The sequence below is a fragment of the Actinomadura opuntiae genome, from assembly GCF_030283205.1.
Lineage (GTDB): Bacteria > Actinomycetota > Actinomycetes > Streptosporangiales > Streptosporangiaceae > Spirillospora.
Genome location: NZ_JASNWF010000008.1, coordinates 1 through 22,045, shown reverse-complemented (window position 1 = coordinate 22,045; position 22,045 = coordinate 1). Strand labels below are relative to the sequence as shown.

22 protein-coding genes are annotated in these 22,045 nt (G+C 73.1%); 19 read left to right on the top strand and 3 right to left on the bottom strand.

The features are described 5' to 3' along the window. The first annotated feature begins 10 nt into the window (after nt 1-10). The 3 genes from QP089_RS18235 to QP089_RS18225 are packed head-to-tail and all read left to right on the top strand — an operon-like array spanning nt 11 to nt 1,815. On the top strand, nt 11-787 hold the full coding sequence (locus tag QP089_RS18235; protein WP_285912848.1) for a DUF8788 domain-containing protein: 777 nt from the start codon (nt 11-13) through the stop codon (nt 785-787). Nucleotides 788-844: 57 nt separating this feature from the next. Next, complete coding sequence (locus tag QP089_RS18230; protein WP_285912847.1) at nt 845-1,291, top strand: DUF8788 domain-containing protein; 447 nt, start codon at nt 845-847, stop codon at nt 1,289-1,291. Then, the gene (locus tag QP089_RS18225) at nt 1,288-1,815 is read left to right on the top strand and encodes a DUF8788 domain-containing protein (protein ID WP_285912846.1); all 528 of its coding nucleotides are present in this window, start codon (nt 1,288-1,290) and stop codon (nt 1,813-1,815) included. The genes QP089_RS18230 and QP089_RS18225 overlap by 4 nt, the downstream gene beginning before the upstream one ends. Nucleotides 1,816-1,880: 65 nt before the next feature. Here the strand turns inward: QP089_RS18225 and asnB are convergent, their stop codons facing one another. Beyond that, a complete protein-coding gene (gene asnB, locus QP089_RS18220; RefSeq protein ID WP_285912845.1) occupies nt 1,881-3,683 on the bottom strand; it encodes an asparagine synthase (glutamine-hydrolyzing) in 1,803 nt (600 codons plus the stop codon). A gap of 232 nt (nt 3,684-3,915) precedes the next feature. On the opposite strand from asnB, the gene QP089_RS18215 reads away from it, so the two are divergent. The 16 genes from QP089_RS18215 (at nt 3,916) to QP089_RS18140 (ending at nt 20,528) form a co-directional block, all read left to right on the top strand. Beyond that, nucleotides 3,916-4,314 (top strand): rhodanese-like domain-containing protein, encoded by a 399-nt coding sequence (locus QP089_RS18215; protein ID WP_285912844.1) that lies wholly within the window; start codon nt 3,916-3,918, stop codon nt 4,312-4,314. A gap of 72 nt (nt 4,315-4,386) precedes the next feature. Further along, complete coding sequence (locus QP089_RS18210; RefSeq protein WP_285912843.1) at nt 4,387-5,172, top strand: DeoR/GlpR family DNA-binding transcription regulator; 786 nt, start codon at nt 4,387-4,389, stop codon at nt 5,170-5,172. A gap of 290 nt (nt 5,173-5,462) precedes the next feature. Further along, nucleotides 5,463-6,539: a substrate-binding domain-containing protein gene (locus QP089_RS18205; RefSeq protein WP_285912842.1), complete on the top strand. Its 1,077-nt coding sequence runs from the start codon at nt 5,463-5,465 to the stop codon at nt 6,537-6,539. Between the two features lie 47 nt (nt 6,540-6,586). Continuing rightward, nucleotides 6,587-7,489 carry an ATP-binding cassette domain-containing protein gene (locus tag QP089_RS18200; RefSeq protein ID WP_285912841.1) on the top strand — a complete coding sequence of 301 codons (903 nt, stop codon included), beginning with the start codon at nt 6,587-6,589 and terminating at the stop codon, nt 7,487-7,489. After that, entirely contained in the window at nt 7,482-8,726 is a 1,245-nt protein-coding gene (locus QP089_RS18195) for a sugar ABC transporter permease (protein WP_285912840.1), read from the top strand. Before QP089_RS18200 ends, QP089_RS18195 begins: the two co-directional genes overlap by 8 nt. Before the next feature lie 31 nt (nt 8,727-8,757). Beyond that, nucleotides 8,758-10,269, top strand: coding sequence for an FGGY-family carbohydrate kinase (locus QP089_RS18190; RefSeq protein WP_285912839.1), 1,512 nt, complete (start codon nt 8,758-8,760; stop codon nt 10,267-10,269). Further along, nucleotides 10,266-11,741, top strand: a complete 1,476-nt coding sequence (locus tag QP089_RS18185) for an FGGY-family carbohydrate kinase (RefSeq protein ID WP_285912837.1) — start codon at nt 10,266-10,268, stop codon at nt 11,739-11,741. Before QP089_RS18190 ends, QP089_RS18185 begins: the two co-directional genes overlap by 4 nt. Continuing rightward, on the top strand, nt 11,738-12,370 hold the full coding sequence (locus QP089_RS18180) for a histidine phosphatase family protein (protein WP_285912836.1): 633 nt from the start codon (nt 11,738-11,740) through the stop codon (nt 12,368-12,370). Before QP089_RS18185 ends, QP089_RS18180 begins: the two co-directional genes overlap by 4 nt. Continuing rightward, nucleotides 12,367-13,419 carry a 2-hydroxyacid dehydrogenase gene (locus QP089_RS18175; RefSeq protein ID WP_285912835.1) on the top strand — a complete coding sequence of 351 codons (1,053 nt, stop codon included), beginning with the start codon at nt 12,367-12,369 and terminating at the stop codon, nt 13,417-13,419. The genes QP089_RS18180 and QP089_RS18175 overlap by 4 nt, the downstream gene beginning before the upstream one ends. A gap of 56 nt (nt 13,420-13,475) precedes the next feature. After that, the gene (locus QP089_RS18170) at nt 13,476-14,285 is read left to right on the top strand and encodes a hypothetical protein (RefSeq protein ID WP_285912834.1); all 810 of its coding nucleotides are present in this window, start codon (nt 13,476-13,478) and stop codon (nt 14,283-14,285) included. 372 nt (nt 14,286-14,657) lie between these two features. After that, nucleotides 14,658-15,380, top strand: a complete 723-nt coding sequence (locus QP089_RS18165) for a hypothetical protein (RefSeq protein ID WP_285912833.1) — start codon at nt 14,658-14,660, stop codon at nt 15,378-15,380. Nucleotides 15,381-15,747: 367 nt separating this feature from the next. Continuing rightward, complete coding sequence (locus tag QP089_RS18160; protein WP_285912832.1) at nt 15,748-16,683, top strand: NAD-dependent epimerase/dehydratase family protein; 936 nt, start codon at nt 15,748-15,750, stop codon at nt 16,681-16,683. A gap of 8 nt (nt 16,684-16,691) precedes the next feature. Beyond that, nucleotides 16,692-17,564, top strand: coding sequence for an RNA polymerase sigma factor SigJ (gene sigJ / locus QP089_RS18155; RefSeq protein WP_285912831.1), 873 nt, complete (start codon nt 16,692-16,694; stop codon nt 17,562-17,564). 45 nt (nt 17,565-17,609) lie between these two features. Continuing rightward, on the top strand, nt 17,610-18,101 hold the full coding sequence (locus QP089_RS18150; RefSeq protein WP_285912830.1) for a metallophosphoesterase family protein: 492 nt from the start codon (nt 17,610-17,612) through the stop codon (nt 18,099-18,101). Between the two features lie 81 nt (nt 18,102-18,182). Then, complete coding sequence (locus QP089_RS18145) at nt 18,183-19,034, top strand: crotonase/enoyl-CoA hydratase family protein (protein WP_285912829.1); 852 nt, start codon at nt 18,183-18,185, stop codon at nt 19,032-19,034. A 111-nt stretch (nt 19,035-19,145) separates the two neighbouring features. Continuing rightward, on the top strand, nt 19,146-20,528 hold the full coding sequence (locus QP089_RS18140) for a nucleobase:cation symporter-2 family protein (RefSeq protein WP_285912827.1): 1,383 nt from the start codon (nt 19,146-19,148) through the stop codon (nt 20,526-20,528). A gap of 54 nt (nt 20,529-20,582) precedes the next feature. Here QP089_RS18140 and QP089_RS18135 read toward each other — a convergent pair whose 3' ends face one another. Further along, the gene (locus tag QP089_RS18135; RefSeq protein ID WP_285912826.1) at nt 20,583-21,425 is read right to left on the bottom strand and encodes a patatin-like phospholipase family protein; all 843 of its coding nucleotides are present in this window, start codon (nt 21,423-21,425) and stop codon (nt 20,583-20,585) included. A 200-nt stretch (nt 21,426-21,625) separates the two neighbouring features. Beyond that, nucleotides 21,626-22,045 (bottom strand): hypothetical protein (locus tag QP089_RS18130; RefSeq protein WP_285912825.1); only part of this gene is annotated, 420 nt, incomplete at its 5' end.

Sequence of the window (22,045 nt, the reverse complement as noted above, 5' to 3'; positions counted from 1 at the left end):
AGGCGGCCCCATGGCCCAGCAGCAAGGGATCATCGTCCTCGTCGACATCGCCAACGCGCTCCAGTCCCGGACGCTGACCGGCAACGTCTACCTCTTCGACAACATGCGCTTCCTCGGCTCGACCGGGCAGGGCACCCCCGACCTGGTGACCATCTGCCCCGGCGCCTACTGGTCGGACGGCTCGCAGGCCACCGAGCAGGTGCTGAACTGGCTGCCCGCGAGCCTCGGCTCCATCCCGCCGACCGTGCCCCGCAGCTACCACGCCGACCGGGCGCAGGCCGCCGACCAGGAGGCGCTGGAGGAGATCGCGGGCGTCGCCGACCGGGCCGAGGACCCGTCCGTCGACACCGCCGCCGAGCTGGAGGGGCTGCGCCGCCGCGTCGGCGCCCGCACCCGCCGGCGCGGCGGCCGCACCCCGGCCGCCGGGAAGATCCTCGACGTCACCGGCAACGTCGTCACCGGCGAGGGACAGGCCCACAACCACCCCAACCCCGTCATCACCGACATCACCGGGCCGGCCGTGGAGGAGAAGGTCATGTACCCGGCGCAGTACGGCTCGCCGGACATGGTGTCCGACGGCTGGTACTGGGCCGCGTCGGTCGACACCTCCCGCCCCGGCACCTACCGCTACACGATGCACATCCAGCTGCACGAGCTGGTGTGGCGCAACGGCGAACCGGCCTGGGAGCCGGTCGACTACACCTGCGACTCCGCCATCAAGGTGATCAGCGACCCCAAGCGCAACGCCTTCACCGGGGCGGGCCTCGGCGTCCTGCCGATCCCCTGAGACCCGACGTCCGCCCGCAGCCCGAGCCTCGCCGCCCGAGCCCGAAACGGAGAGCCGATGCCCAGCAAGGCCAAGCCGCCCGAGTCCCGGCCCGTGTCGATCACCGCGGTGGTCGACCCGGTCGCCGCCCTCGCCTCCGGCACCCTGGAGGGGAACCTGTACCTGTACGACACCAACAAGGCCGAGGGGTCCACCGGATTCGGCACCCTCGACCTGCGCACCCGCGTTCGCTCCGGCGACCGGATCATCTGGAACGTCGTCGTCCTGGAGTGCGAGACCTACGCCGCCCTCGACGAGATCGTGATCGACGAGAAGGTCTGCGCGCCCGAACGGAAGGTCTACCCCAACACCGACATCGCCTACTGGACCGCGACGGTGAAGCGGCACGTCACCGAGCCCGTGCCGTACCGGCTGAAGTTCCGGCTCGGCACCGTCACCGAGCCGTACGCCGTGTCGTCGCCGGCCCTGGTCGGGCAGGCGGAGGCGGGGAGGGAGCGCCGATGACCACCGAGACCCGCGGCCAGCTCAACTCCGTCCAGCTCAACGTCGTCACGCTGGTGAACATGGAGCGGGCCGCCGAGACCGGTTCGCTCGACGACGCCCTCTACATGATGGACAACAGCGTCGGCGGCGTCGGGCAGGGCACCGACCACCTGGAGACGATCTGCAAGCAGGGCCAGGTGATCAACTGGATCATCCGGCCGATCGCGATGCACAAGCGGCCGGACGGCACCTGGCCGCCCATGCCGAAGATCAACAACCTGGTGTTCCTGGACACCGAGCGGGGCGACGAGGAGGACGTCGCCGAACGGCGCATCATGACCGAGCTCAAGATCTACGGAATGCCCGACCTGATGCGGTCGCCCTACACGGCGATCTACTACTACTGGGCCGGCGCCGTGCTCAGCACCGCGAGTCCCGGGCTGTACCGCTACCGCCTCGTCCTGGAGCTGGAGCAGGACGGCACCAAGGAGAAGCTCTACCTGAACACCGTGAACCACGCGTCGCTGCGGGTCCTTCCGGTGTGAACGGGGCCGCGCGGGCGGGGCCTGAATCTCCGGCCCCGCCCGCGCGGCCGCGCCGGCCGGGAGGTTCAGGCGACCGCGGGGCGGTACTCGGCGAGCCACTCGCTGAAGGCCAGCGCGCGCTCGATGGGCACGCGGTCGCGCTGGATGCTGGCCTTGCCGAGGGGCCGGTCGAGCGCGCTCTTCACCGCGTCGAGGTCGAGGTAGTCGCGGGCGGGAGCGGAGGAGTCGGCGGCGACGGCGCGCAGGCGGTCGCGGACGGCCCGCTCGTAGCCGGGGTTCTGGGTGGCGGGGTAGGGGCTCTTGCGGCGCCGGACGACCGAATCGGGGAGCACGTCGGCGACCGCGCCGCGCAGCAGGCTCTTCTCGCGGCCGTCGTAGGTCTTGTGCGACCACGGCGTGTTGAACACGTACTCGACCAGGCGGTGGTCGCAGAACGGGACGCGGACCTCCAGGCCGACGGCCATGCTCATCCGGTCCTTGCGGTCGAGCAGCAGCCGGACCATCCGGGTCAGGTGCAGGTAGCAGATCTCCCGCATGCGCCGCTCGCGCGGCGAGGCGTCCGGCAGGTGCGGGACCTCGGTGAGCGCCTCGTGGTAGCGGTCGCGCAGGTAGGCGTCGGCGTCGCCGCGCAGGGACGGGTGGAGCAGGTCCAGGCCCTGGCCGAGCGCGGCGGACGTCCACGGGAACGCGTCGGCGCCGACCGCGTCCGGGTCGTGGAACCAGCGGTAGCCGCCGAACACCTCGTCGGCCGACTCGCCGGACAGCGCGACCGTGGACTGCCGGCGGACCTCGGCGAACAGCAGGTAGAGGGAGCTGTCCATGTCGCCCATCGCGGGCAGGTCGCGGGCGCGCAGGACGGTGCGCGTCGCCTCGGGGGAGGAGAGCTGGTCGTTGCCGAGGACGACGTCGGAGTGGTCGCAGCCGAGGTGCGCGGCGACGTCGTGGACGTAGGGACCGTCGGCGGTCTCGCGCAGGTCGTCGGGGACGAACCCGCCGGTCTCGTCGACGAAGTCGACCGCGAAGGAGCGGACGTGGGCGCGGCCGAGGGCGCGGTCCGCGAGGGCGGTGAGCGCGCTGGAGTCCAGCCCGCCGGACAGCAGCGTGCACAGCGGGACGTCGGAGATGAGCTGCCGTTCGACGATGTCGTCGAGCAGCTCGCGGACGTGCCGGACGGTCGCCGGCACGTCGTCGGTGTGCTCGCGGGCGGTGAGCTCCCAGTACCGGCGGTCGGTGACGCCGGTGCGGGAGACGGTGACGGTGTGGCCGGGGACGACCTCGTACATGCCCTTGTAGATGCCGTGCCCGGGGGTCTTGGCGTTGGTGAGGAGCTCCAGCAGGCCCTCCTCGTCGACCCGCGCGTCGAACAGCGGGTTGGCGAGGATCGCCTTGGGCTCGGACCCGAACAGGACGCCGTTCTTCGTGGGAGCGTAGAAGAGCGGCTTGATGCCCATGCGGTCGCGGCCGAGGAGCAGTTCCTCGCGGCGGGCGTCCCAGATCGCGAACGCGTACATCCCGTTGAGGCGCTCGACGAACTCCGCGCCCCATTCGAGGTGGGCGCGCAGGACGACCTCGGTGTCGCTGCGGGTGCGGAACCGGTGGCCGCGCCCCTCCAGGTCGCGGCGCAGTTCGTGGAAGTTGTAGGTCTCGCCGCTGTAGACGATGGTGGCGGGGCCCTCCGTCATCGGCTGGACGCCGCCCTCGATGTCGATGACGGCGAGGCGGCGGTGGCCGAGCGCGGCGTGCGGGCCCGTCCAGAGCCCCTCATCGTCGGGTCCGCGCAGGGCCATGGTGCGTGTCATCGCGAGCGCGGTGGCGCGTTCTTCCGTGAGATCCCGTTCGTAGTCCACCCATCCGGTGATGCCGCACATAATGTCCCTTCTGACATGTGCGTCGTACAGCTAACTGTCCTTCCTTACCTCGTTTGACAGGAAACGAACCGTAAGGAACCTCACCGCCGCCCGCCCTTGCCAACGCGCCGCAACCGGAGGCCAGCCGGTCAGGCGGCCCCGTTCCACAGGCCGGGCCCTGAACACCTCGTGGTGGACGCCCACGGCCATTGCCAACTGGCTCAGTAGGAAATCTGATGCCATCCTTGGGGGCATGCCTCGCACCATCGATGAGATCCTCGACGCCGCGCGCGGGCGGCTGGAACGGCTCGACCCCCGCACGGCGCACGCCGAGTCCCGCGACGGCGCGCTGCTGGTGGACATCCGCCCGGCGGCGCAGCGGGCCGCCGAGGGGGAGATCCCCGGCGCGCTGGTCGTCGAGCGCAACGTCCTGGAATGGCGGTTCGACCCGCGGTCCGACGCCCGGCTGCCGCAGGCGACCGGGCACGACGTGCGCGTGATCGTGTTCTGCTCGGAGGGCTACACCTCCAGCCTGGCCGCCGCGTCGCTGCACGACCTCGGCCTGACCCGCGCGACCGACGTCGTCGGCGGCTTCAAGGCATGGCGCGCGGCGGGGCTGCCGGCCACGGCGGGGAATGACAGCGTGGGTTGAGCTCTTAACACCGGTGATGTTAACTTCCCCTCGACCCGCCGCGGCCGCGGCGTCCGGACGGAGGAGCGCAGCATGAGCAACCGGCAGCGGCGGGGGCCCGCGCAGCGCCAGGACGCGATCGCCGAGGCGGTGCTCGCGCAGGGCTCGGCGACGGCCGCGGAGCTGGTCGAGCGGTTCGGGGTCAGCCTGATGACCATCCACCGCGACCTGGACGAGCTGGAGCGGCAGGGCATCGTCCGCAAGTACCGGGGCGGGGTCACCGCGCAGCGCTCGGGCGTCTTCGAGAGCAGCGTCGCCTACCGCGGCAAGTCGATGCGCGAGGAGAAGGACGCCATCGCCGCCGCGGCGGCGGAGCTGGTCGAACCCGGCATGGCGATCATGCTGGACGACTCCACCACCGCGCTCGCCCTCGCCCGCCGGATCAAGGACGCCGGCCCGCTGACGATCGTCACGAACTTCCTCGACTGCCTGAACCTGCTGGCCCCCGTGCAGGGCGTCCGGCTGATCGCGCTGGGCGGCGACTACGACCCGCTGCACAACTCGTTCATGGGCGTCTCGTGCGTCGAGGCCATCGAGTCGCTGCAGGTGGACATGTGCTTCGTGTCGACCTCGGCGGTCTCGGCCGGCAACGCCTGCCACCAGGAGCAGCGGGTCGTGGTGGTGAAGCGGGCCATGCTGCGCAGCGCCGTGCGCAACGTCCTGCTGGTGGACCACACCAAGCTGGGGCGCACCGCGCTGCACCGCGTCGCGCCGCTCGGCGAGTTCGAGCGCGTCATCACCGACGACGGAGCCTCCGCCGCCGCGCTCCGCGAGCTCGATCGGCACAAGGTCGAGTACGAGGTCGCCGCGCGCGCCTGAGGGCCGGCTCCGCCCGCCCGCGTGTGATGGGCGATGTTAGAACCGATCCCGGATCGGCCCCTGCCGCCAAGGGGTCGTCCGCTGTCGATATCGACTTGTGACCTGCGCATTTCCGCTGCCTTTCGGCGACCGCGTCACGTCGGCGAATGTTAATTAACGTCGCAGTATTGACACTTCTAACGTTGCTGGTGTTACGTTCTCTCCGCGACGGCCCGCGCAGCCCCGGCTCGGACGGCCGCCGCGCTGGATCGGCCGCCCTTCATCGCGGGCGCAGCACCGAGGAGACCTCAGTGAAGAAGCTTTCCCTCCGGGCCGCCGCCGCGGCCGGCGCGGCCCTGGCCGTGCTCGCCCCCGCCGCGGCCTGCTCGTCCAAGAGCGCGGGCTCGACCGGCGGCGACGCGAAGAACGCCAAGATCGCGTTCCTCATGCCCGACATCGCCTCGACCCGCTACGAGCTGTACGACGCGCCGCTGTTCAAGGCGAAGACGAAGCAGCTGTGCGGCGGCTGCCAGGTGCTGTACCAGAACGCCGGGGCCGACGCCTCCAAGCAGCAGCAGCAGGCGAGCTCGGTGCTCGCGCAGGGCGTCAAGGCCATCGTGATCGACCCGGTGGACTCGGCCGCGGCCGCCTCCATCGTCCGGATGGCGCAGTCCCGCAAGGTCGCGGTGATCGCCTACGACCGGCCGATCCCCGCCGCCAAGGCCGACTTCTACGTCTCCTTCGACAACGAGAAGATCGGCGCGATGATCGGCCAGTCGCTGGTCGACCATCTGAAGCAGACCAAGGCCAAGGGCGGGATCCTCGAGGTCAACGGCTCGCCGACGGACGCCGCGGCGAACCTGATCAAGAAGGGCATCCACAGCGCGGTCGACCCGTCCGGGTTCAGGCTGCTCGCCGAGTACGACACCCCCGGCTGGGAGCCGGCCAAGGCGCAGGACTGGGTCAGCGGCCAGATCAGCAAGTTCGGCGGCCAGATCGCGGGCGTCGTCGCCGCCAACGACGGCACCGGCGGGGCGAGCGTCGCCGCGTTCAAGGCGGCCGGCAAGCCGGTGCCGCCGGTCACCGGCAACGACGCCGAGCTCGCCGCCGCGCAGCGGATCGTCAACGGCGACCAGTACAACACCATCTCCAAGCCGATCAAGATCGTCGCGGAGGCCGCGGCGGAGGCGGCGTACACGCTGGTCAAGGGCGACAAGCCGAAGGCGAACGCCACGCTGTTCAACACCCCGTCGGAGCTGTTCACCCCGACCGTGGTCACCAAGGACAACATCGCCACGGTGCTGCTCGGGCCGGGCGGCGCGCTGAAGGCGTCGCAGGTCTGCACGGCGGAGTACGCCGCGGGCTGCACCCAGCTCGGTATCAGGTAGCGCCGGGCAGCGGCACGGCACGAAGCAACGAGCCACGAAGGTCGGTCATGTCACCAACGCCCACCCCAACGGCCCCCGCCCCGGCCGCCGCGAAGGACGGCGCGCTGCTGTCGCTGCGCGGGGTCAGCAAGTCCTTCGGCGCGGTCGCCGCGCTCACCGGCGTCGACCTGGACGTCGCGGCGGGCGAGGTCGTCGCGCTCGTCGGCGACAACGGCGCCGGCAAGTCCACGCTGGTGAAGGTCCTGTCGGGGGTGCACCCGCCGGACGCGGGGACCATCACCTTCCAGTCCCGGGAGGTGACGGTGCCGAGCCCGGCCGCGGCCCAGCAGCTCGGCATCGCGACCGTCTTCCAGGACCTCGCGCTCTGCGAGAACCTGAACGTCATCGAGAACCTGTTCCTCGGCCGCGAGCTGCGGGCGCTGCGGCTGGACGAGGTGGCGATGGAGGTCCGCTCCCGGGAGCTGCTGCGCCAGCTGTCGGCGAAGATCCCGTCGGTGGAGGCGCCGGTCGCGGCGCTGTCGGGCGGGCAGCGGCAGACGGTGGCGATCGCCCGCTCGCTGCTCGGCGACCCGAAGGTCATCATCCTGGACGAGCCGACCGCCGCGCTCGGCGTCGCGCAGACCGCCGAGGTGCTGAACCTGATCGAGCGGCTCCGCGAGCGCGGCCTCGGCGTCATCATGATCAGCCACAACATGGCGGACGTGAAGGCGGTCGCCGACCGCGTGGCGGTGCTGCGGCTCGGCCGCAACAACGGCGTGTTCGACGCGGAGACGACGTCCGCCGAGGACCTGGTCGCGGCGATCACCGGCGCGACCGACAACGTCGTCAGCCGCCGCTCTCGGCGCGGCCGCCCGCCCGTTGACCAGGCCCGCGCCGATGCCGATGCCGGCGGCGAGCCCGCCGAGGACGGCGAGCCCGTCGCGATGACGAAGGGGGACGGTGATGAGTGACCTCACCACGGCGCCGCCGGTGGAGCGGGCGCCGGCCGAGGAGCCGCAGGACCGGGGCCTGCGCGCCACCCTCACCGGCATGGCGGACCGGGTGCGCGGCGGTGACCTCGGCGTGTGGCCGGTCGTCGCGGGCCTGGTGGTCATCTGGACCGTCATGCAGGTCCTCAACCCGGTGTTCCTGTCCAGCGCGAACCTGGTGAACCTGGCGATGGAGTGCGTGCCGGTCGGGGTGATCGCGCTCGGCGTGGTGTTCATGCTGCTGGTCGGGCAGATCGACCTGTCGGTCGGGTCCGTCAGCGGGCTCAGCGCGGCCGTCACCGCGGTGCTGTTCGTCGACCACGGGATGCCCGCCGTGGTCGCGATCGTCGCGGCGGCGGCCGCCGGTTGCCTGATCGGCTGGTTCTACGCGCAGGTGTTCAACCGGCTCGGGGTGCCGAGCTTCGTCATCACCCTCGCCGGTCTGCTCGGCTTCCTCGGCCTGCAGCTGTGGATCCTCGGGGCGAAGGGCTCGATCAACCTGCCGTTCGACTCGTGGCTGGTGACGTTCGCGCAGCTCGACTTCGTCCCGCCGTGGCTGGCGTACGCGCTCGCCGCGGTGGGCGCCGGCGCGCTGTACTGGACGGGCCACGCGCGGGCGGCGGCGCGCCGCAAGGCCGGCCTGCCCGCCACCACCGAGCAGACACTGGTGCTGCGCAGCGCGGTCTTGCTGGTGGGCCTCGCGGTCGCCGTCTGGTATCTCAGCCGGGACCGCGGCGTCGGCTGGATGTTCGTGCTGTTCCTCGGCCTCGTCCTGGCGATGCACTACGTCCTGTCCCGGACGAAGTACGGCAAGTCGGTGTACGCGGTCGGCGGCAACGTCGAGGCGGCCCGCCGCGCCGGCATCGACGTCAAGGCGATCTACACCTCGGCGTTCGTGGTGTGCACGACGCTCGCCGCCGTCGGCGGGATCCTCGCGGCGGCCCGGCTGGCGGCGGCGAACCAGAGCAGCGGCGGCGGCGACGTGAACCTGAACGCGATCGCGGCGGCCGTCATCGGCGGGACGAGCCTGTTCGGCGGGCGCGGCAACGCGTTCGCCGCGCTGCTCGGCATCGTCGTGATCCAGTCGATCTCCAGCGGCCTGACGCTGCTGAACCTCGACTCCTCCTACCGGTTCATGGTCACCGGCGCGGTGCTGCTGCTGGCCGTGGCGCTGGACTCGGTCGCCCGCCGGTCGCGGCGGACGCACGGCCGCGCATGACCCCCTGTTTCCGCACCCCACGGGAGAGCTGATGGCGGTCGTCTGCGTCGACGCGGGCACCACGATGATCAAGGCGGTCGGGTACGCCGAGGACGGCACGGAGCTGGCCGTCGTCCGCCGGCCCACCGCCGTGTCGCGGCCCGCGCCCGGCCGGGCCGAGCAGGACATGGGCGAGGTCTGGGACGCGGTGGCGGGCGCGGTGCGTGAGGCCGCCGCCCAGGTCACCGCGCTGGGCGCCGAGGTCGACCTGCTCGCGCTGACCGCGCAGGGCGACGGCTGCTGGCTCGTCGACTCCGCCGGGGCGCCGACCGGCCCGGCGATCCTGTGGAACGACGGCCGCGCCGCCGCGGTCGTCGAGGAGTGGGCGCGCGCGGGCGTGATCGCCGAGGCGTTCCCGGCGAACGGGTCGCTGCCGTTCCCGGGGCTGCCCAACGCGATCCTCAGCTGGCTGCGCGCGCACGACCCGGACCGGCTCGCGCGGTCCGCGACGTCCCTGACCTGCGGCGGCTGGATCTTCGCGCGGCTCACCGGCCGGATCGCGGCGGACTCCTCCGACGCCTCGGCGCCGTTCATGGACGTCCGCGAGCGCGCCTACTCGAGCGACCTGCTCCGCCTCTACGGCATGGAGTGGGCCCGCCCGCTGCTGCCGGACCTGCTCGGCGACGACGAGCGGGCCGCCCCGCTGACGCCGGACGCGGCGGAGACGCTCGGCCTGGCCGCCGGGATCCCTGTCGTCCTCGCGCCCTACGACATCGCCTCCACCGCGATCGGCGCGGGCGCGGTCGGAACCGGGCAGGCGTGCACGATCCTCGGCACCACGCTGTGCACCGAGATGGTCGTGGACGAGCCGCGCCTGGACGGCGAGCCCTCCGGGTTCACGGTGGCGATGGGCCTGCCGGACCGATGGCTGCGGGCGTTCCCGACGCTCGCGGGCGGCCAGGTCGTCGACTGGGCCCGCCGGATGTTCGGCCTCGGCGACGACCCCTCCGCGCTGGCGGTCCTGGCGGCGCAGTCGGCACCCGGCGCAGGCGGCCTGGTGTTCCTGCCCTACCTGTCGCCCGCGGGCGAACGCGCCCCGTTCCTGGACCCGAGGGCGCGCGGCGCCTTCCACGGGCTCACCGTCGAGCACGACCGCGCCGACCTGGCCCGCGCCGTCCTGGAAGGGCTCAGCCTGGTCGTCCGCGACTGCCTGGAGGCGGCCGGGACGCGCCCGACCGAGCTGCGAGTCAACGGCGGCGGCTCGGCGAGCCCGTTCTGGCTCGGCATGCTCGCCGACGTCACCGGCGTCCCGGTCGTCCGGTCCGCCGACACCGAGGCGGGCGCGCGCGGCGCGTTCATCGTCGGGCTGCTGGCCACCGGCCGCGCCGGCGACGCCCGGGAGGCGGCCGAACGGTACGTCCGGCCCGGCGACGTCTACGACCCCGACCCCGTCCGGGCCGCGCACTACGCGCAGGCGTACCAGGACTTCCTGGACGTCCGTCAGGCCACGGCGCCGGCCTGGCCCACGCTCGCCGCGATGCGCGAGCGCGGAGGCGAGCGGTGACCGCCGAACCTGTCTGGGTCGGCGTCGACCTCGGGACGCAGAGCGTCCGCGCCCTGGCCGTCACCGCGACCGGGCACGTCGCGGGCAGCGGGGCGTCCCCGCTGTCGGGCCGGCGCGACGGCCCGCGCCACGAGCAGGACCCGGAGCAGTGGTGGACGGCCGTCGGCGCGGCCTGCCGCGAAGCGCTGCGCGGCGTCCCGGCGGGCGCGGTGCAGGCCGTCGCGGTGGACGCCACGTCCGGCACCGTCCTGCTGACCGACCGCGACGGGCGGCCCCTGACCCCGGCGCTGATGTACGACGACACCCGCGCCGCCGGTGCGGTGGAGAAGATCAACGAGGCCGGCGGCGAGGTGTGGCGCAGGCTCGGCTACCAGCGCATGCAGCCCGCCTGGGCGCTGCCCAAGCTGCTGTGGCTGCTGGAGAACGGCCCGGCCCTGCCGGACGGCGCGCGCCTGGCGCACCAGGCCGACTTCGTGAACCGGCGGCTGACCGGCCATCCCGTCGCCGCCGACCTCAGCAACGCCCTCAAGACCGGCGCCGACCTCGTCGCCGAGACCTGGCCGGCGGACGTCCTCGACGCGCTCGGCGTCCCGGCGGAGCTGCTCCCTGAGCTGGAACGTTCCGGCACCCCGCTCGGCGCCGTCTGCGCCGACGCCGCCGCCGCGACCGGCCTGCCGGAGGGCACGCCGGTGATCGCGGGCGCCACCGACGGCTGCGCCGCCCAGCTCGGCACCGGCCGCCTCACCGCCGGCTCGTGGAACTCCGTCCTCGGCACCACGCTGGTCCTCAAGGGCGTCACCGACGACCTGGTCCACGACCCGTTCGGTGTCGTGTACTCGCACAAGGCGCCGGACGGGCGGTGGCTTCCCGGCGGCGCGTCCAGCACCGGAGCGGGCGCCCTCACTCGCGACTTCCCCGGCCGCGACCTCGCCGACCTCGACCGCCGCGCCGCCGCCCGCGAACCCGCCGCCGCGCTCACCTACCCGCTGGTCGGCGCGGGGGAGCGGTTCCCGTTCGTCGCGCCCGACGCCCGCGGGTTCACCCTCGGCGCGACAGGCGACGACGCCGACGCCTACGCCGCCGTCCTGCAGGGCGTCGCCTTCATCGAGCGGCTCTGCTTCGACCACCTCGACCTGCTCGGCGCCCCGACCGGCGGCGACCTCACCCTCACCGGCGGCGCCGCCAAGTCGCGGTACTGGTGCCGGCTGCGCGCCGACGTCCTCGGCCGGCCGGTCCTCCTGCCGCGCCAGGCCGAACCCGCGCTCGGCGCCGCCGTCCTCGCCGCGTCCCCGGGACGCGACGTCGCCGACGTCGCCGCGTCCATGGTCGCCGTGGCCGCCACCGTCGACCCGAGCCCGGGCAACGCCGGCCGGTTCGACGACGCCTACCTGCGCATGGTCGACGAACTGGAAGGACGCGGATGGCTCCCCGCCCCGACCGCCGCCCACGCGCGGACGAGGACGGCCCGATGACGCGGCTCGTCCTGGTCCGCCACGGCGAGACCGAATGGCACGGCGACAACCGCTACGCCGGCACCAGCGACGTCGCGCTGACGCCGCGCGGCCTGGAGCAGGCGCGGCTGCTCGGCGCGTGGGCGCAGGCCGCCCGTCCCGACGCCGTCTGGTGCTCGGACCTGAGCCGCGCCCGCATCACCGCCGAGCCGGCCGCCAAGGCGATCGGCACCGACCCCGTCGTCGACGCGCGCCTGCGCGAACTCGACTTCGGCCGCGGCGAGGGCCTCACCCGCGAGGAGATGGCGCGCGCGTTCCCCGACGCGCTGCGCGCCTTCCACGCCGACCCCGTCGCGGGCCACCTGCCCGGCGGCGAGCACCCGCGGGCCGCGGCCGACCGCTTCACCGCCTGCCTGCACGACATCGCCGGACGGCATCCCGGCGGCCGCGTCCTGGTCGTCGCGCACTCCACCGCCCTGCGGCTCGCGCTGTGCCGGCTGCTGGGGATGCCGCTCGAGGACTACCGGCGGCGGTTCCCGTCGCTGGGCAACTGCGCCCTGACCGAGATCCGGCTCCGGGACGGCGAGGCCGCCCTCCTGGAGTTCAACACCGCGATCGAAGGATCGCTCGTTCCCTGGAGCCTGCAATGACGACCCGCGTCCTCGCGGCCGGTGACCTGTTCGTCCGCAACCGCCTGTTCATCGACGCGCTGCGCGCCGCCGCCCCCGGCGAGCTGGAGTTCGCCGAGCTCACGCTGCCGTGGCCGGTCGAGCCGTTCGGGCGGGTCGCCGAGGTGGACGAGGCGTCCGGCACCGAGGAGCGGCTCATCGAGGCGCTGCGCGGCGCCCGGGTCTGCGTCACCCAGATGGCGCCGCTCACCCGCCGCGTCCTGGAGGCGTGCCCCGACCTGGAGCTGTTCGGGATCAGCCGCGGCGGGCCCGTCAACGCCAACCTCGACGCGGCCACCGAGCACGGCGTCGCGGTCTGCTTCGCGCCCGGCCGCAACGCCGGCGCCACCGCCGAGCACACCCTCGGGCTGATCCTCGCCGCCGTCCGCCGGATCCCGCAGACCCATGCCGACCTGGTCGCGGGCCAGTGGCGCGGCGACTACTACCGCTACGAGGACGTCGGCGTCGAGCTGCTCGGCAGCACCGTCGGCCTGGTCGGCTGCGGCGCCGTCGGCCGCCGCGTCGCCCGGATGCTGGCCGCGCTCGGCGCGCGGGTCCTCGTCCACGACCCGTACCTGGACGACCTCGGCGACCTCGCCGACGTCGCCGAGCTCGTGCCGCTGGACGAGCTGCTGGCGCGCGCGCAGATCGTCTCGCTGCACGCCCGCGCCACCACGCAGACCACCGGGATGATCGGCGCCGCGCAGATCGCCGCGATGGCACCGGGCTCGATCATCGTCAACTGCGCGCGCGGATCGCTGCTGGACTACGAGGCCGCGTGCGACGCGGTGGAGTCCGGGCACCTGTTCGCCGCCGCGTTCGACGTCTTCCCCGAGGAGCCCATCCCGGCCGGCTCGCGGCTGCTGACCACGCCGAACATCATCGTCACCCCGCACCTGGCGGGCGCCAGCAAGCAGACCGCGGCGAACGCCGCCCGCATCATCGCCGAGGACGTCGGCCGCCACCTGCGCGGCGAACCGCTCCTGCACTGCGCCAACCCCGGCGTCCTCGACCTCCCCCGCCCGGCCTGACCCCTCCTGCGCCGCTCCCGAGACTCCCCGCGCAACCCCCCACCAGAGGAGGCACGATGCACCCATCCGGACCCGGCGAGATCGGACTGACCCGCCGCGCGGCCATCGGCTACGCGGGCGCCGCCGCGCTCGCCGGCGCCGCCGCGCTGGCCGGTACGGCCCGTCCCGCCGCCGCGGCCGCCCGCTCCTACACCTTCGACCTGGTCTTCGACGTCCCCGACACCGGCAACATGCAGGGCCTGGCCTACCGGCGCGGCCGCTTCTACATCGGCTTCGACGTGGGCGGCGGCAAGGGCGTCATCCGCGAGTACGACCGCGACGGCACCAAGCTCAAGGAGAGCGCGCCGCTCGAGGTCGGGCACGCCGCCGAGGTCGGCGTCCGCGACCGCGACGGCCTGCTCTACGTCGCGACCGGCGGCGGCACCAACCCGACCAAGGTGAACGTGGTGGATTGGACGGGCGAGCCCCGCATCGTCCGCACCATCGACTTCGGCTCCCTCGGCAATTCCGGGCTGGTCGCGGTCGACAACAAGCGGGACGGGCTGCTCGTCCACGCCGGACCGGGGGACAACGGCCCGTTCGTCTTCGCCTTCACGGACCTGGACGGGAAAGTTCGCTCGACGTTCCCGCTCGCCTACCAGGGCGTTCCGCAGGGACTGGAAATGTCCGGCGACAAGGTCCTCTACTACACCAACAACACGATCACCGTCCTGGAGCGGTCCGGCACGATCCTGGAGGCGATCGCCATCCCGCTGACGGGCGAGAGCGAGGGCCTCGCCGTCGCGCCCGCAGGCCGCGGATCCCGCGTGTTCGTCGGCTACAACAAGCCCAACCGCGTGTACGCGATGAAGCCCGTGTTCCGCTGAGACCAGGCGCGCGGCCGGGTCCGTCCGTACCTCCCAGCCCGGCCGCGCGCCATCCCACGGGTGTTCCGCGGTCGCGGGGAATTTCCTCCCCGCGACCGTTCCAATTCCGGCTCGCTTTATAAGATGGGAGCGGAGAACAAGGCCGCAGGGCTCCGACCCACGGCCAGATGAGTGATCATCTTCTATTCCTTGTCGGAATCCGATGAAATGCGGGCGGCCTTCCGATCCGCTCTTTGCTTTCCGGGATCACTCGGGTATGAACAAATGGTGATCGGCGCGGTCACGGCGGGCGTCCGCCGGCCGCGCGCAGGGGGCCGCGCGCGGGCGCCCCCGCGCGCGGAGGCAGGAAACCCTCTCCGAGGAGGAAACCCCGTGAAAGCTCCCGCCCGACCCGTCCCGCTCGCCCGGCTCGCCGTCCCGGCGGCCGCCGCGTGCGCCGCGCTCGCCCTGGCGGCCGGACCCGCGTCCGCCGCCACCACCACGGTCCGCCAGGACACCGCCACCGGCGCGCCCTACGCCGGGAACTGGCAGATCTCCACCGTCGGCGCGCTGAACTTCTCCACCAGCTTCCTGGGCATGAACGTCACCGGCACCTGCGACAGCGCGCGGCTGCAGGGCACCACCACCTCCGCCGGCGCCGGCGAGCTGACCGCCGCCTCCATCGGCGCGTGCCACACCTCCAACGGGTTCAGCTCGCCCGCCACCGACCTGGACCTCGGCGGCGTGTCCGACCGGTCCGGGCAGCTCACCTACGACCCCGTGCAGGGCGGCCGCGACGGCGTCATCGCCATCGGCGGGAACCTGCGGATCACCCTCAAGGGGCAGGTGCTCGGCCTCACCGTCACGTGCATCTACGGCTTCCGCACCGGCGGCTCCGACGGGCTGACGTTCGACGTCTACAACCGCGACAACCCGAACCGGCCGCTGCCCGACGACGACCTGCAGGGCAAGTCCGACGCGATCCAGCTCGTCCCGGAGTCCGGCAGCAGCGGGCTCTGCCCGTCCAGCGGCACCGGCAGCGGCGCCGCGATCGGCCGCGGCGAGAGCACTCCCGGTTCCGGGACGTTCGACCGCAAGCTGTACCTGACCTCCTAGCCGGTCAGGGGCGGCGGCCGGGCCCCGGGGCCGGTGCAAGGGAGTGGTCTTCCACCTCGGCGCCCGGCCGCCCCCTGATCCTCGCGGTGCTGGGTCGCCGTGCCGGAGCGGCCGGGGGCGTTCGGCCGGATCCCGCGGACGATGCGCGAGGACTTCGAGCCTAACCCCGCAGGTCAGCGGTGGCTCATGACACGGCGCTTACAGTTGTTTCCGACCGGTGTCCAGATCCCGGAGTGGATAGATCACCCGGTTTCGGACATGTGCCCTGAATCACACCCGGCGCTGTCACGCCCGGCGATCCCGGCCCGTCCTGATGCCGTAACCGACCTTCCCCGGCCCCGCGCCGGGACGGACGTCAGGAGCCGTCATGCGCGTTCTCGTCGCCGGATCCACCGGAGTCATCGGCCGCCGGCTGATGCCGCTGCTCGACGCCGTCGGCCACGAGCCGATCGGGCTGTCGCGCTCCGGCCGCGGCCCGGACGGCCGCACCCTCGCCGCCGACGCGCTCGACCGGGACGCGGTGTCCCGCGCCGTCCGCAAGGCCGCGCCCGACGCGGTCGTCAACCTGCTCACCGCCATCCCCGCCGCACCCGACCCGAAGCACCTGGCCCGCGACTTCGCGCTCACCAACCGGCTGCGCACCGAGGGCACCCGCAACCTCTATGACGCCGCCCGCGACGCCGGCACCGCCCGAGTCCTCGCCCAGGGCCTCGCCTACGCCTACCAGCCCGCCGGCGGTCTCGCCGACGAGGACGCGCCGCTGTGGACCGAGCGCACCCCCAGGCAGTTCGCGCCCGTCCTGTCCGCGCTCATCGACCTGGAGAGGACGACCGCCGACGAGCACGGCCTCGTCCTGCGGTTCGGGCACCTGTACGGGCCCGGCTCCGCCTTCGCGCCCGACGGGTCGTTCACCGCCCAGGTCCGCGCCGGGAAGGTGCCGGTCGTCGGTGGCGGCCACGCCGTCCTGTCGTTCACCCACGCCGACGACGCCGCCACCGCGATCGTCGCCGCGCTCGACAAGGACGTCACCGGCGTCCTGAACATCGTCGATGACACGCCCGTCACCATGGCGGACTTCCTCACCCGCTACGCCCGGATGCTGGACGCCCCCGCGCCCAAGCGCGCCCCCGCCGCGCTCGCCCGGCTCGCCGTCGGCGGCTGGGGCGTGGCGTTCATGAACGGGCTGCGCGGCGCCGACAATGCCCGCGCCCGGCTCCGCCTCGACTGGCGCCCCCGCCACCCGAGCTGGACGGACGGCATCGAGGCCGGCGGGACCGGCGCCGCCGCCCCCGACGCGGCATGATCGTCCGCATGGACCCGCGGGGAGGCGCCGCCGGCGCGTTCGAGGAGCACCGCCCGCTGCTGCTCGGGCTCGCCTACCGGCTGCTCGGCAGCATGTGGGACGCCGAGGACGTCGTCCAGGAGGCCTACCTGCGGTGGACGCGGACCGACCCCGCCGGGGTCGAGACGCCCCGCGCCTACCTGGTGACGATCGTGTCGCGGCTCGCCCTCGACCAGCTCCGCTCCGCCCGCGTCACCCGCGAGGCCTACACCGGGCCCTGGCTGCCCGAACCGGTGTCCGCCGCCGCGTTCGGGCCGCTGGAGACCGCCGAGATGGCCGACACCCTCGCCTACGCGACCCTGCACATGATGGAACGGCTGTCGCCGCCCGAACGCGCCGTCTTCGTGCTGCGGGAGGCGTTCGAACTGCCCTACGAGGAGATCGCCGGCATCGTCCGGATCCCCGCCGCGACGTGCCGCCAGCACCACCGCCGCGCGGCGGCGCGGCTCGCGGAGGGCCGCGAGCGGTTCCGGCCGTCCACCACCGACCACACCGAACTGCTCGGCCGGTTCCTCGACGCCGCGCGCGGCGGCGACCTCGCCGCCCTCACCGACCTGCTCGCCGAGGACGTCGTGGCCTGGAACGACGGCGGCGGCAAGGTCCGCGCCGCGCTCCGCCCCGTCGTGGGCCGCGACGCGGTCGCCGCGTTCATCACCGGGCTTCGGTCCCGCTACGGCTTCGGCGAGGTCCGGATCGTCGAGGCCAACGGCGCGCCCGCGATCTGGACGCGCATCGGCGGCCACGAGCAGCTCACCGCGTTCGACGTCCGCGACGGCCGCGTCCACGGGCTGTTCGCCGTCCTCAACCCCGGCAAGCTCGGCCGCGTCCGCCCCGCGTCCTGACCCCCCGGTGCCGGACGCCGGCGCGCGGCGTCGGACAATGGCGGGGTGAGAGCGGTGGTGGTCTCCGACACCCACGCGCCCCGGCGCTGGAAGACGTGCCCGCCGCGCGTGGCCGAGCACCTGCGCGGCGCCGACGTGATCCTGCACGCCGGGGACGTCTGCGTCGCCTCCGTCCTCGACGAACTCGCCCAGTACGCGCCCGTGCACGCCGTCCTCGGCAACAACGACGGCCCCGACGTCGCCGAGTGGGGCGCGCCCGAGCGCCTCGAACTCGACCTCGGCGGCCTCGCGGTCGCGATGGTCCACGACAGCGGCCAGGCCCGCGGCCGCACGGCCCGGATGCGGCGCTGGTTCCCCGCCGCCGACCTCGTCGTGTTCGGGCACTCCCACATTCCGATGGACGAGACCGGCGACGGCGTGCGGATCTTCAACCCCGGCTCGCCCACCGACCGGCGCCGCCAGCCGCACGGCACGATCGGCCTGCTCGACATCGACGGCGGCCGGCTGACCGGCGCGCGGATCGTCCCCGTGACCTGATCATCGGCGGGCAATGCGGTCATCAGGGACGTCTCTTGAGATGATCGGGCATGTAAGGCCGCGCTTACGAAGGGAACCGGCATGACCGACCGCGTGACCGTCCACGTCCACGAGGGAGTCGCCGACGTGCGGCTCAACCGTCCCGACAAGCTCAACGCCCTCGACCTCGCGACCTTCGAGGCGCTCGCCGAGACCGGCGACGCGCTCGCCGCCGACTCCTCCGTGCGGGCCGTCGTGCTGTCGGGGGAGGGGCGCGCGTTCTGCGCCGGGCTCGACTTCGCCAACTTCGCCGCGATGGCCGGGGACGCACCGTCCGGCGACGGCACCGGCGGATCCGGCGGGGAGCGGCAGAAGCGCGTGCTGTCCGACATCACCGACCGCGAGCCCGGCCGCATCACCAACCTGGGGCAGCAGGCCGTGCACACCTGGCACGAGCTGCCGCAACCCGTCATCGCCGCCGTGCACGGGCATGCGCTCGGCGGCGGGTTCCAGATCGCGCTCGGCGCCGACATCCGGATCGTCGCGCCGGACGCGAAGCTGTCGGTGCTGGAGATCCGGTGGGGGCTGGTGCCCGACATGACCGGCACCGCCGCCTTGCTGCGCCTCGTCGGCGAGGACGTGGCCAAGGAGCTGACGTTCACCGGACGCATGGTGCCGGGGGACGAGGCCGTCCGGCTCGGGCTGGCGACGCGCACCGCCGAGGACCCGCGCGCGGCGGCGCTGGAACTGGCCCGCCAGATCGCCTGCAGCAGCCCCGACGCGATCCGCACCGCCAAGCGGCTGCTCAACCGCGCCGCCGAGGGCGGCGACCTGGCCGGCCAGTACCTCGAGGAATCCCGCGAACTCGGCGCCCTGCGCGGCTCGCCCAACCAGGCCGAGGCCGTCCGCGCCTACTTCGAGAAGCGCCCGCCCGCCTTCACCGACCCCGCCTAGCGCCGCCGGGGGCGGGGCCGGGCATCGGGTCCGGGGCGCGGCACCGGTATCTTCTGCCGTCGTGATCAGGGCGTCCACCTGGTCGGACCCACCCCCGGAAGGCAAGCAGGCATGCCCGAAGAAGGACCGCGCCGGCACCCCGTCGACGAGGTGCTCCCCGCCCCCAAGCTCGCGCTCTACGGCTTCCAGCACGTCCTGGCGTTCTACGCCGGCGCCGTCGTCGTGCCGATCCTGGTCGCCGGCGCGATCGGGCTGTCCCCGCAGCAGCTCGTCTACCTGATCAACGCCGACCTGTTCACCTGCGGGATCGCGACCATCGTCCAGTCGCTCGGCATCTGGAGGATCGGCATCCGGCTGCCGATCGTGCAGGGCGTCACGTTCACCGCCGTCGCGCCGATGATCGCCATCGGGCAGGGCGCCCACGACGCCACCGCCGGGCTGCTGGCGATCTACGGCGCCACCATCACCGCGGGCCTGGTCACCCTGGTCGCCGCCCCGTTCCTCGGCCGGGTGCTGCGGTTCTTCCCGCCGCTCGTCACCGGCACCGTCCTGACGATCATGGGCCTGGTGCTGCTGCCGAACGCGCTCACCGACGCCGCCGGAGGCGCCGCCGCGAAGGCCGCCGGCAAGGACTTCGGCAGCTGGAAGCACCTGGTCTACGCCGGCGGCACGCTGCTGTTCATCATCGCCCTCTACCGGCTGCGGCGCCCGTTCCTCAGCAGCATCGCCGTGCTGCTCGGACTCGTCGGCGGGACGGTCGTCTCCTACGCGCTCGGCGACACCGCCTTCGACCAGGTCGGCGAGTCCGACTGGTTCGGCGTCACCACCCCGTTCCACTACGGTGCCCCGACGTTCCACATCGGCCCGATCATCGCGATGCTGCTGGTCATGATGGTCACCGTCGTGGAGACCGTCGGCGACTCCAAGGCAACCGGCGAGATCGTCGGCAAGGACGTCACCGACGCCGACATCACCCGCGCGCTGCGCGCCGACGGCCTGTCGACCTTCCTCGGCGGCTCGCTGAACGCCTTCCCCTACACCTGCTTCGCGCAGAACGTCGGGCTCGTCCGGCTCACCGGGGTGCGCAGCCGGTTCGTGGTCGTCGCGGCCGGCGCCATCATGATCGTCCTCGGGCTGTTCCCGAAGGCCGCCGCCTACGTCGCGTCCATCCCACCGGACGTCCTCGGCGGCGCGGCCGTCGCGATGTTCGGCATGGTCGCCGTCGTCGGCATCCAGACCCTCGCCAAGGTCGACCTGCGACAGGAGCGCAACGCCCTGGTCGTCGCCGTCAGCATCGCGCTCGCACTGCTGCCCACCGTCGTCCCGCAGTTCGGCGAGAACATGCCCAAGGACGTCGCCGCGATCCTCAACAGTGGCATCACCATCGGCAGCATCAGCGCCATCGTGCTGAACCTGGTGTTCAACATCTTCACGCGCACGCCCCCAGCGGAGGACGCCGCCGTCCCGCCTGCGGAGCCGGCCACCACGTCCTGACCTGGCCCGCGGGCCCGCGGCGGTGTGCGACCGCCCGCCGCGGGCCGCTGTGGATCAGTTCCAGAAGGCGGCGATGCCCGCGGCGGCCGCCCTGCCCTGCGCGAGACCCGCCTCGGCCGCCGGCGTCCGCGTCGCCGGGTCCAGCGGGTCGGCGCCGAAGGCCTGCTGGGACGTCTCGTCCGGCCGGATCACCTCGACTCGCGCGCCCGCCTCCGTCACAGCCGCCATCTCGTCCTGCAGATACGGGTCCTCCATCGGCGCGATCAGCAGCACCCGCTCGTATCCCGCGGCCAGGGCGAGGTTGGTCGGCGAGTACACGCCGCCGTCCACGTACCGCACGCCGTCGATCGTCACCGGCGGCCAGATCATCGGAACCGCACAGCTCGCGGCGACCGCGTCCACCAGCTCCACCCCGGAATCGCGGTCCAGCACCCGCAGATCACCGGTCAGCGCGTCCACGACCGTCACGAGAAGCCTGCGCTCCGGCCACTCGTGCGACGGCAGCCGTTCCTCGATCACCGCGCGCCGCTCCGCCTCCGGCACCGTGTCGGCCGCGAGCGCCCGCGCCCCCAGCCCCGACCGCACCGCCGCCGGATCACCCTGGTGCTCGTAGGCCAGCTCCATCCAGGTCTCCATGACCGTGCTCACCGACACCCCGGTCGGCACCAGCTCCCGGTTCTGCAACGCCGGATCCGCCTGCCGGGCGTACAGCTCCTTCAGCGGCCGCCCGCTCCCGACCTGAGCCGCCACCGCTGAACCCGCCGACGTGCCCACCAGCAGGTCGGCGCCGGTCACGTCCGCGCCCTCCTCGGCGAGGCCGGCCAGCACCCCGTTCAGCCAGGCGATGCCGGCGACCCCTCCGCCGCCCAGCACCAGTGCGCGTCCCTTGTCGCTCATACCCGTCCCTTCCTCGGTGACGGACAGAGCGTAGGAGCAGGAAGATCCATTCCCTCGACGGCCCCGTCGCCCCGGTGACGCCACGCGGTCCCGCGCGCCGATTTGACGACGCCGCGCGGACCACGTAAGTTAATCCCTCGTCCCCCTCACGGATGCAGGACGCCCGCATGGCGGCGGCCGGCCGATGGGGAAACCACCACTCAGCAGCCGACGCGGCTTTGCCGTGCCAGCCGTGACGTGGTGGCGTCGGAGAGGGCCCGATTTTGCGAATCGAGCCGGATCTGATGAAATGGAGTCACCGCCCGGAAGGGACGCGCAAGCGGACCGGAAAGGCAATCGGAAAAGCCCGGAAATTGACACTCCGAGCGGATCTGATAAAGTAAGAGCAGTCGCCCCGGGGCGGGAAACGCGAAAGCGGGACCAGCACGGTGGGTGTCCGTTTCTTGAGAACTCAACAGCGTGTTAAAAGCCAGTGCCTTTATCGATCCGGCTTTATAGGTCGGATCGCCCCGTGGCCGTCCTCGTTTTTCGGGGATGGTGGGGATTTCTTTGAGGCAATACGGTCCTTCGGGATCGTTTGCTGGGATTTTCTTCTGAGGTTTGGCTGCTCTGGGGTTCGC

What these genes read in the sequence shown, in the direction of transcription:
- QP089_RS18235 (WP_285912848.1), top strand. Translation starts at nt 11, where the DNA reads ATGGCCCAGCAGCAAGGGATCATCGTCCTCGTCGACATCGCCAACGCG.
- QP089_RS18230 (WP_285912847.1), top strand. Translation starts at nt 845, where the DNA reads ATGCCCAGCAAGGCCAAGCCGCCCGAGTCCCGGCCCGTGTCGATCACC.
- QP089_RS18225 (WP_285912846.1), top strand. Translation starts at nt 1,288, where the DNA reads ATGACCACCGAGACCCGCGGCCAGCTCAACTCCGTCCAGCTCAACGTC.
- asnB (WP_285912845.1), bottom strand. Translation starts at nt 3,683, where the DNA reads ATGTGCGGCATCACCGGATGGGTGGACTACGAACGGGATCTCACGGAA.
- QP089_RS18215 (WP_285912844.1), top strand. Translation starts at nt 3,916, where the DNA reads ATGCCTCGCACCATCGATGAGATCCTCGACGCCGCGCGCGGGCGGCTG.
- QP089_RS18210 (WP_285912843.1), top strand. Translation starts at nt 4,387, where the DNA reads ATGAGCAACCGGCAGCGGCGGGGGCCCGCGCAGCGCCAGGACGCGATC.
- QP089_RS18200 (WP_285912841.1), top strand. Translation starts at nt 6,587, where the DNA reads ATGTCACCAACGCCCACCCCAACGGCCCCCGCCCCGGCCGCCGCGAAG.
- QP089_RS18195 (WP_285912840.1), top strand. Translation starts at nt 7,482, where the DNA reads ATGAGTGACCTCACCACGGCGCCGCCGGTGGAGCGGGCGCCGGCCGAG.
- QP089_RS18190 (WP_285912839.1), top strand. Translation starts at nt 8,758, where the DNA reads ATGGCGGTCGTCTGCGTCGACGCGGGCACCACGATGATCAAGGCGGTC.
- QP089_RS18180 (WP_285912836.1), top strand. Translation starts at nt 11,738, where the DNA reads ATGACGCGGCTCGTCCTGGTCCGCCACGGCGAGACCGAATGGCACGGC.
- QP089_RS18175 (WP_285912835.1), top strand. Translation starts at nt 12,367, where the DNA reads ATGACGACCCGCGTCCTCGCGGCCGGTGACCTGTTCGTCCGCAACCGC.
- QP089_RS18170 (WP_285912834.1), top strand. Translation starts at nt 13,476, where the DNA reads ATGCACCCATCCGGACCCGGCGAGATCGGACTGACCCGCCGCGCGGCC.
- QP089_RS18160 (WP_285912832.1), top strand. Translation starts at nt 15,748, where the DNA reads ATGCGCGTTCTCGTCGCCGGATCCACCGGAGTCATCGGCCGCCGGCTG.
- sigJ (WP_285912831.1), top strand. Translation starts at nt 16,692, where the DNA reads ATGGACCCGCGGGGAGGCGCCGCCGGCGCGTTCGAGGAGCACCGCCCG.
- QP089_RS18145 (WP_285912829.1), top strand. Translation starts at nt 18,183, where the DNA reads ATGACCGACCGCGTGACCGTCCACGTCCACGAGGGAGTCGCCGACGTG.
- QP089_RS18140 (WP_285912827.1), top strand. Translation starts at nt 19,146, where the DNA reads ATGCCCGAAGAAGGACCGCGCCGGCACCCCGTCGACGAGGTGCTCCCC.
- QP089_RS18135 (WP_285912826.1), bottom strand. Translation starts at nt 21,425, where the DNA reads ATGAGCGACAAGGGACGCGCACTGGTGCTGGGCGGCGGAGGGGTCGCC.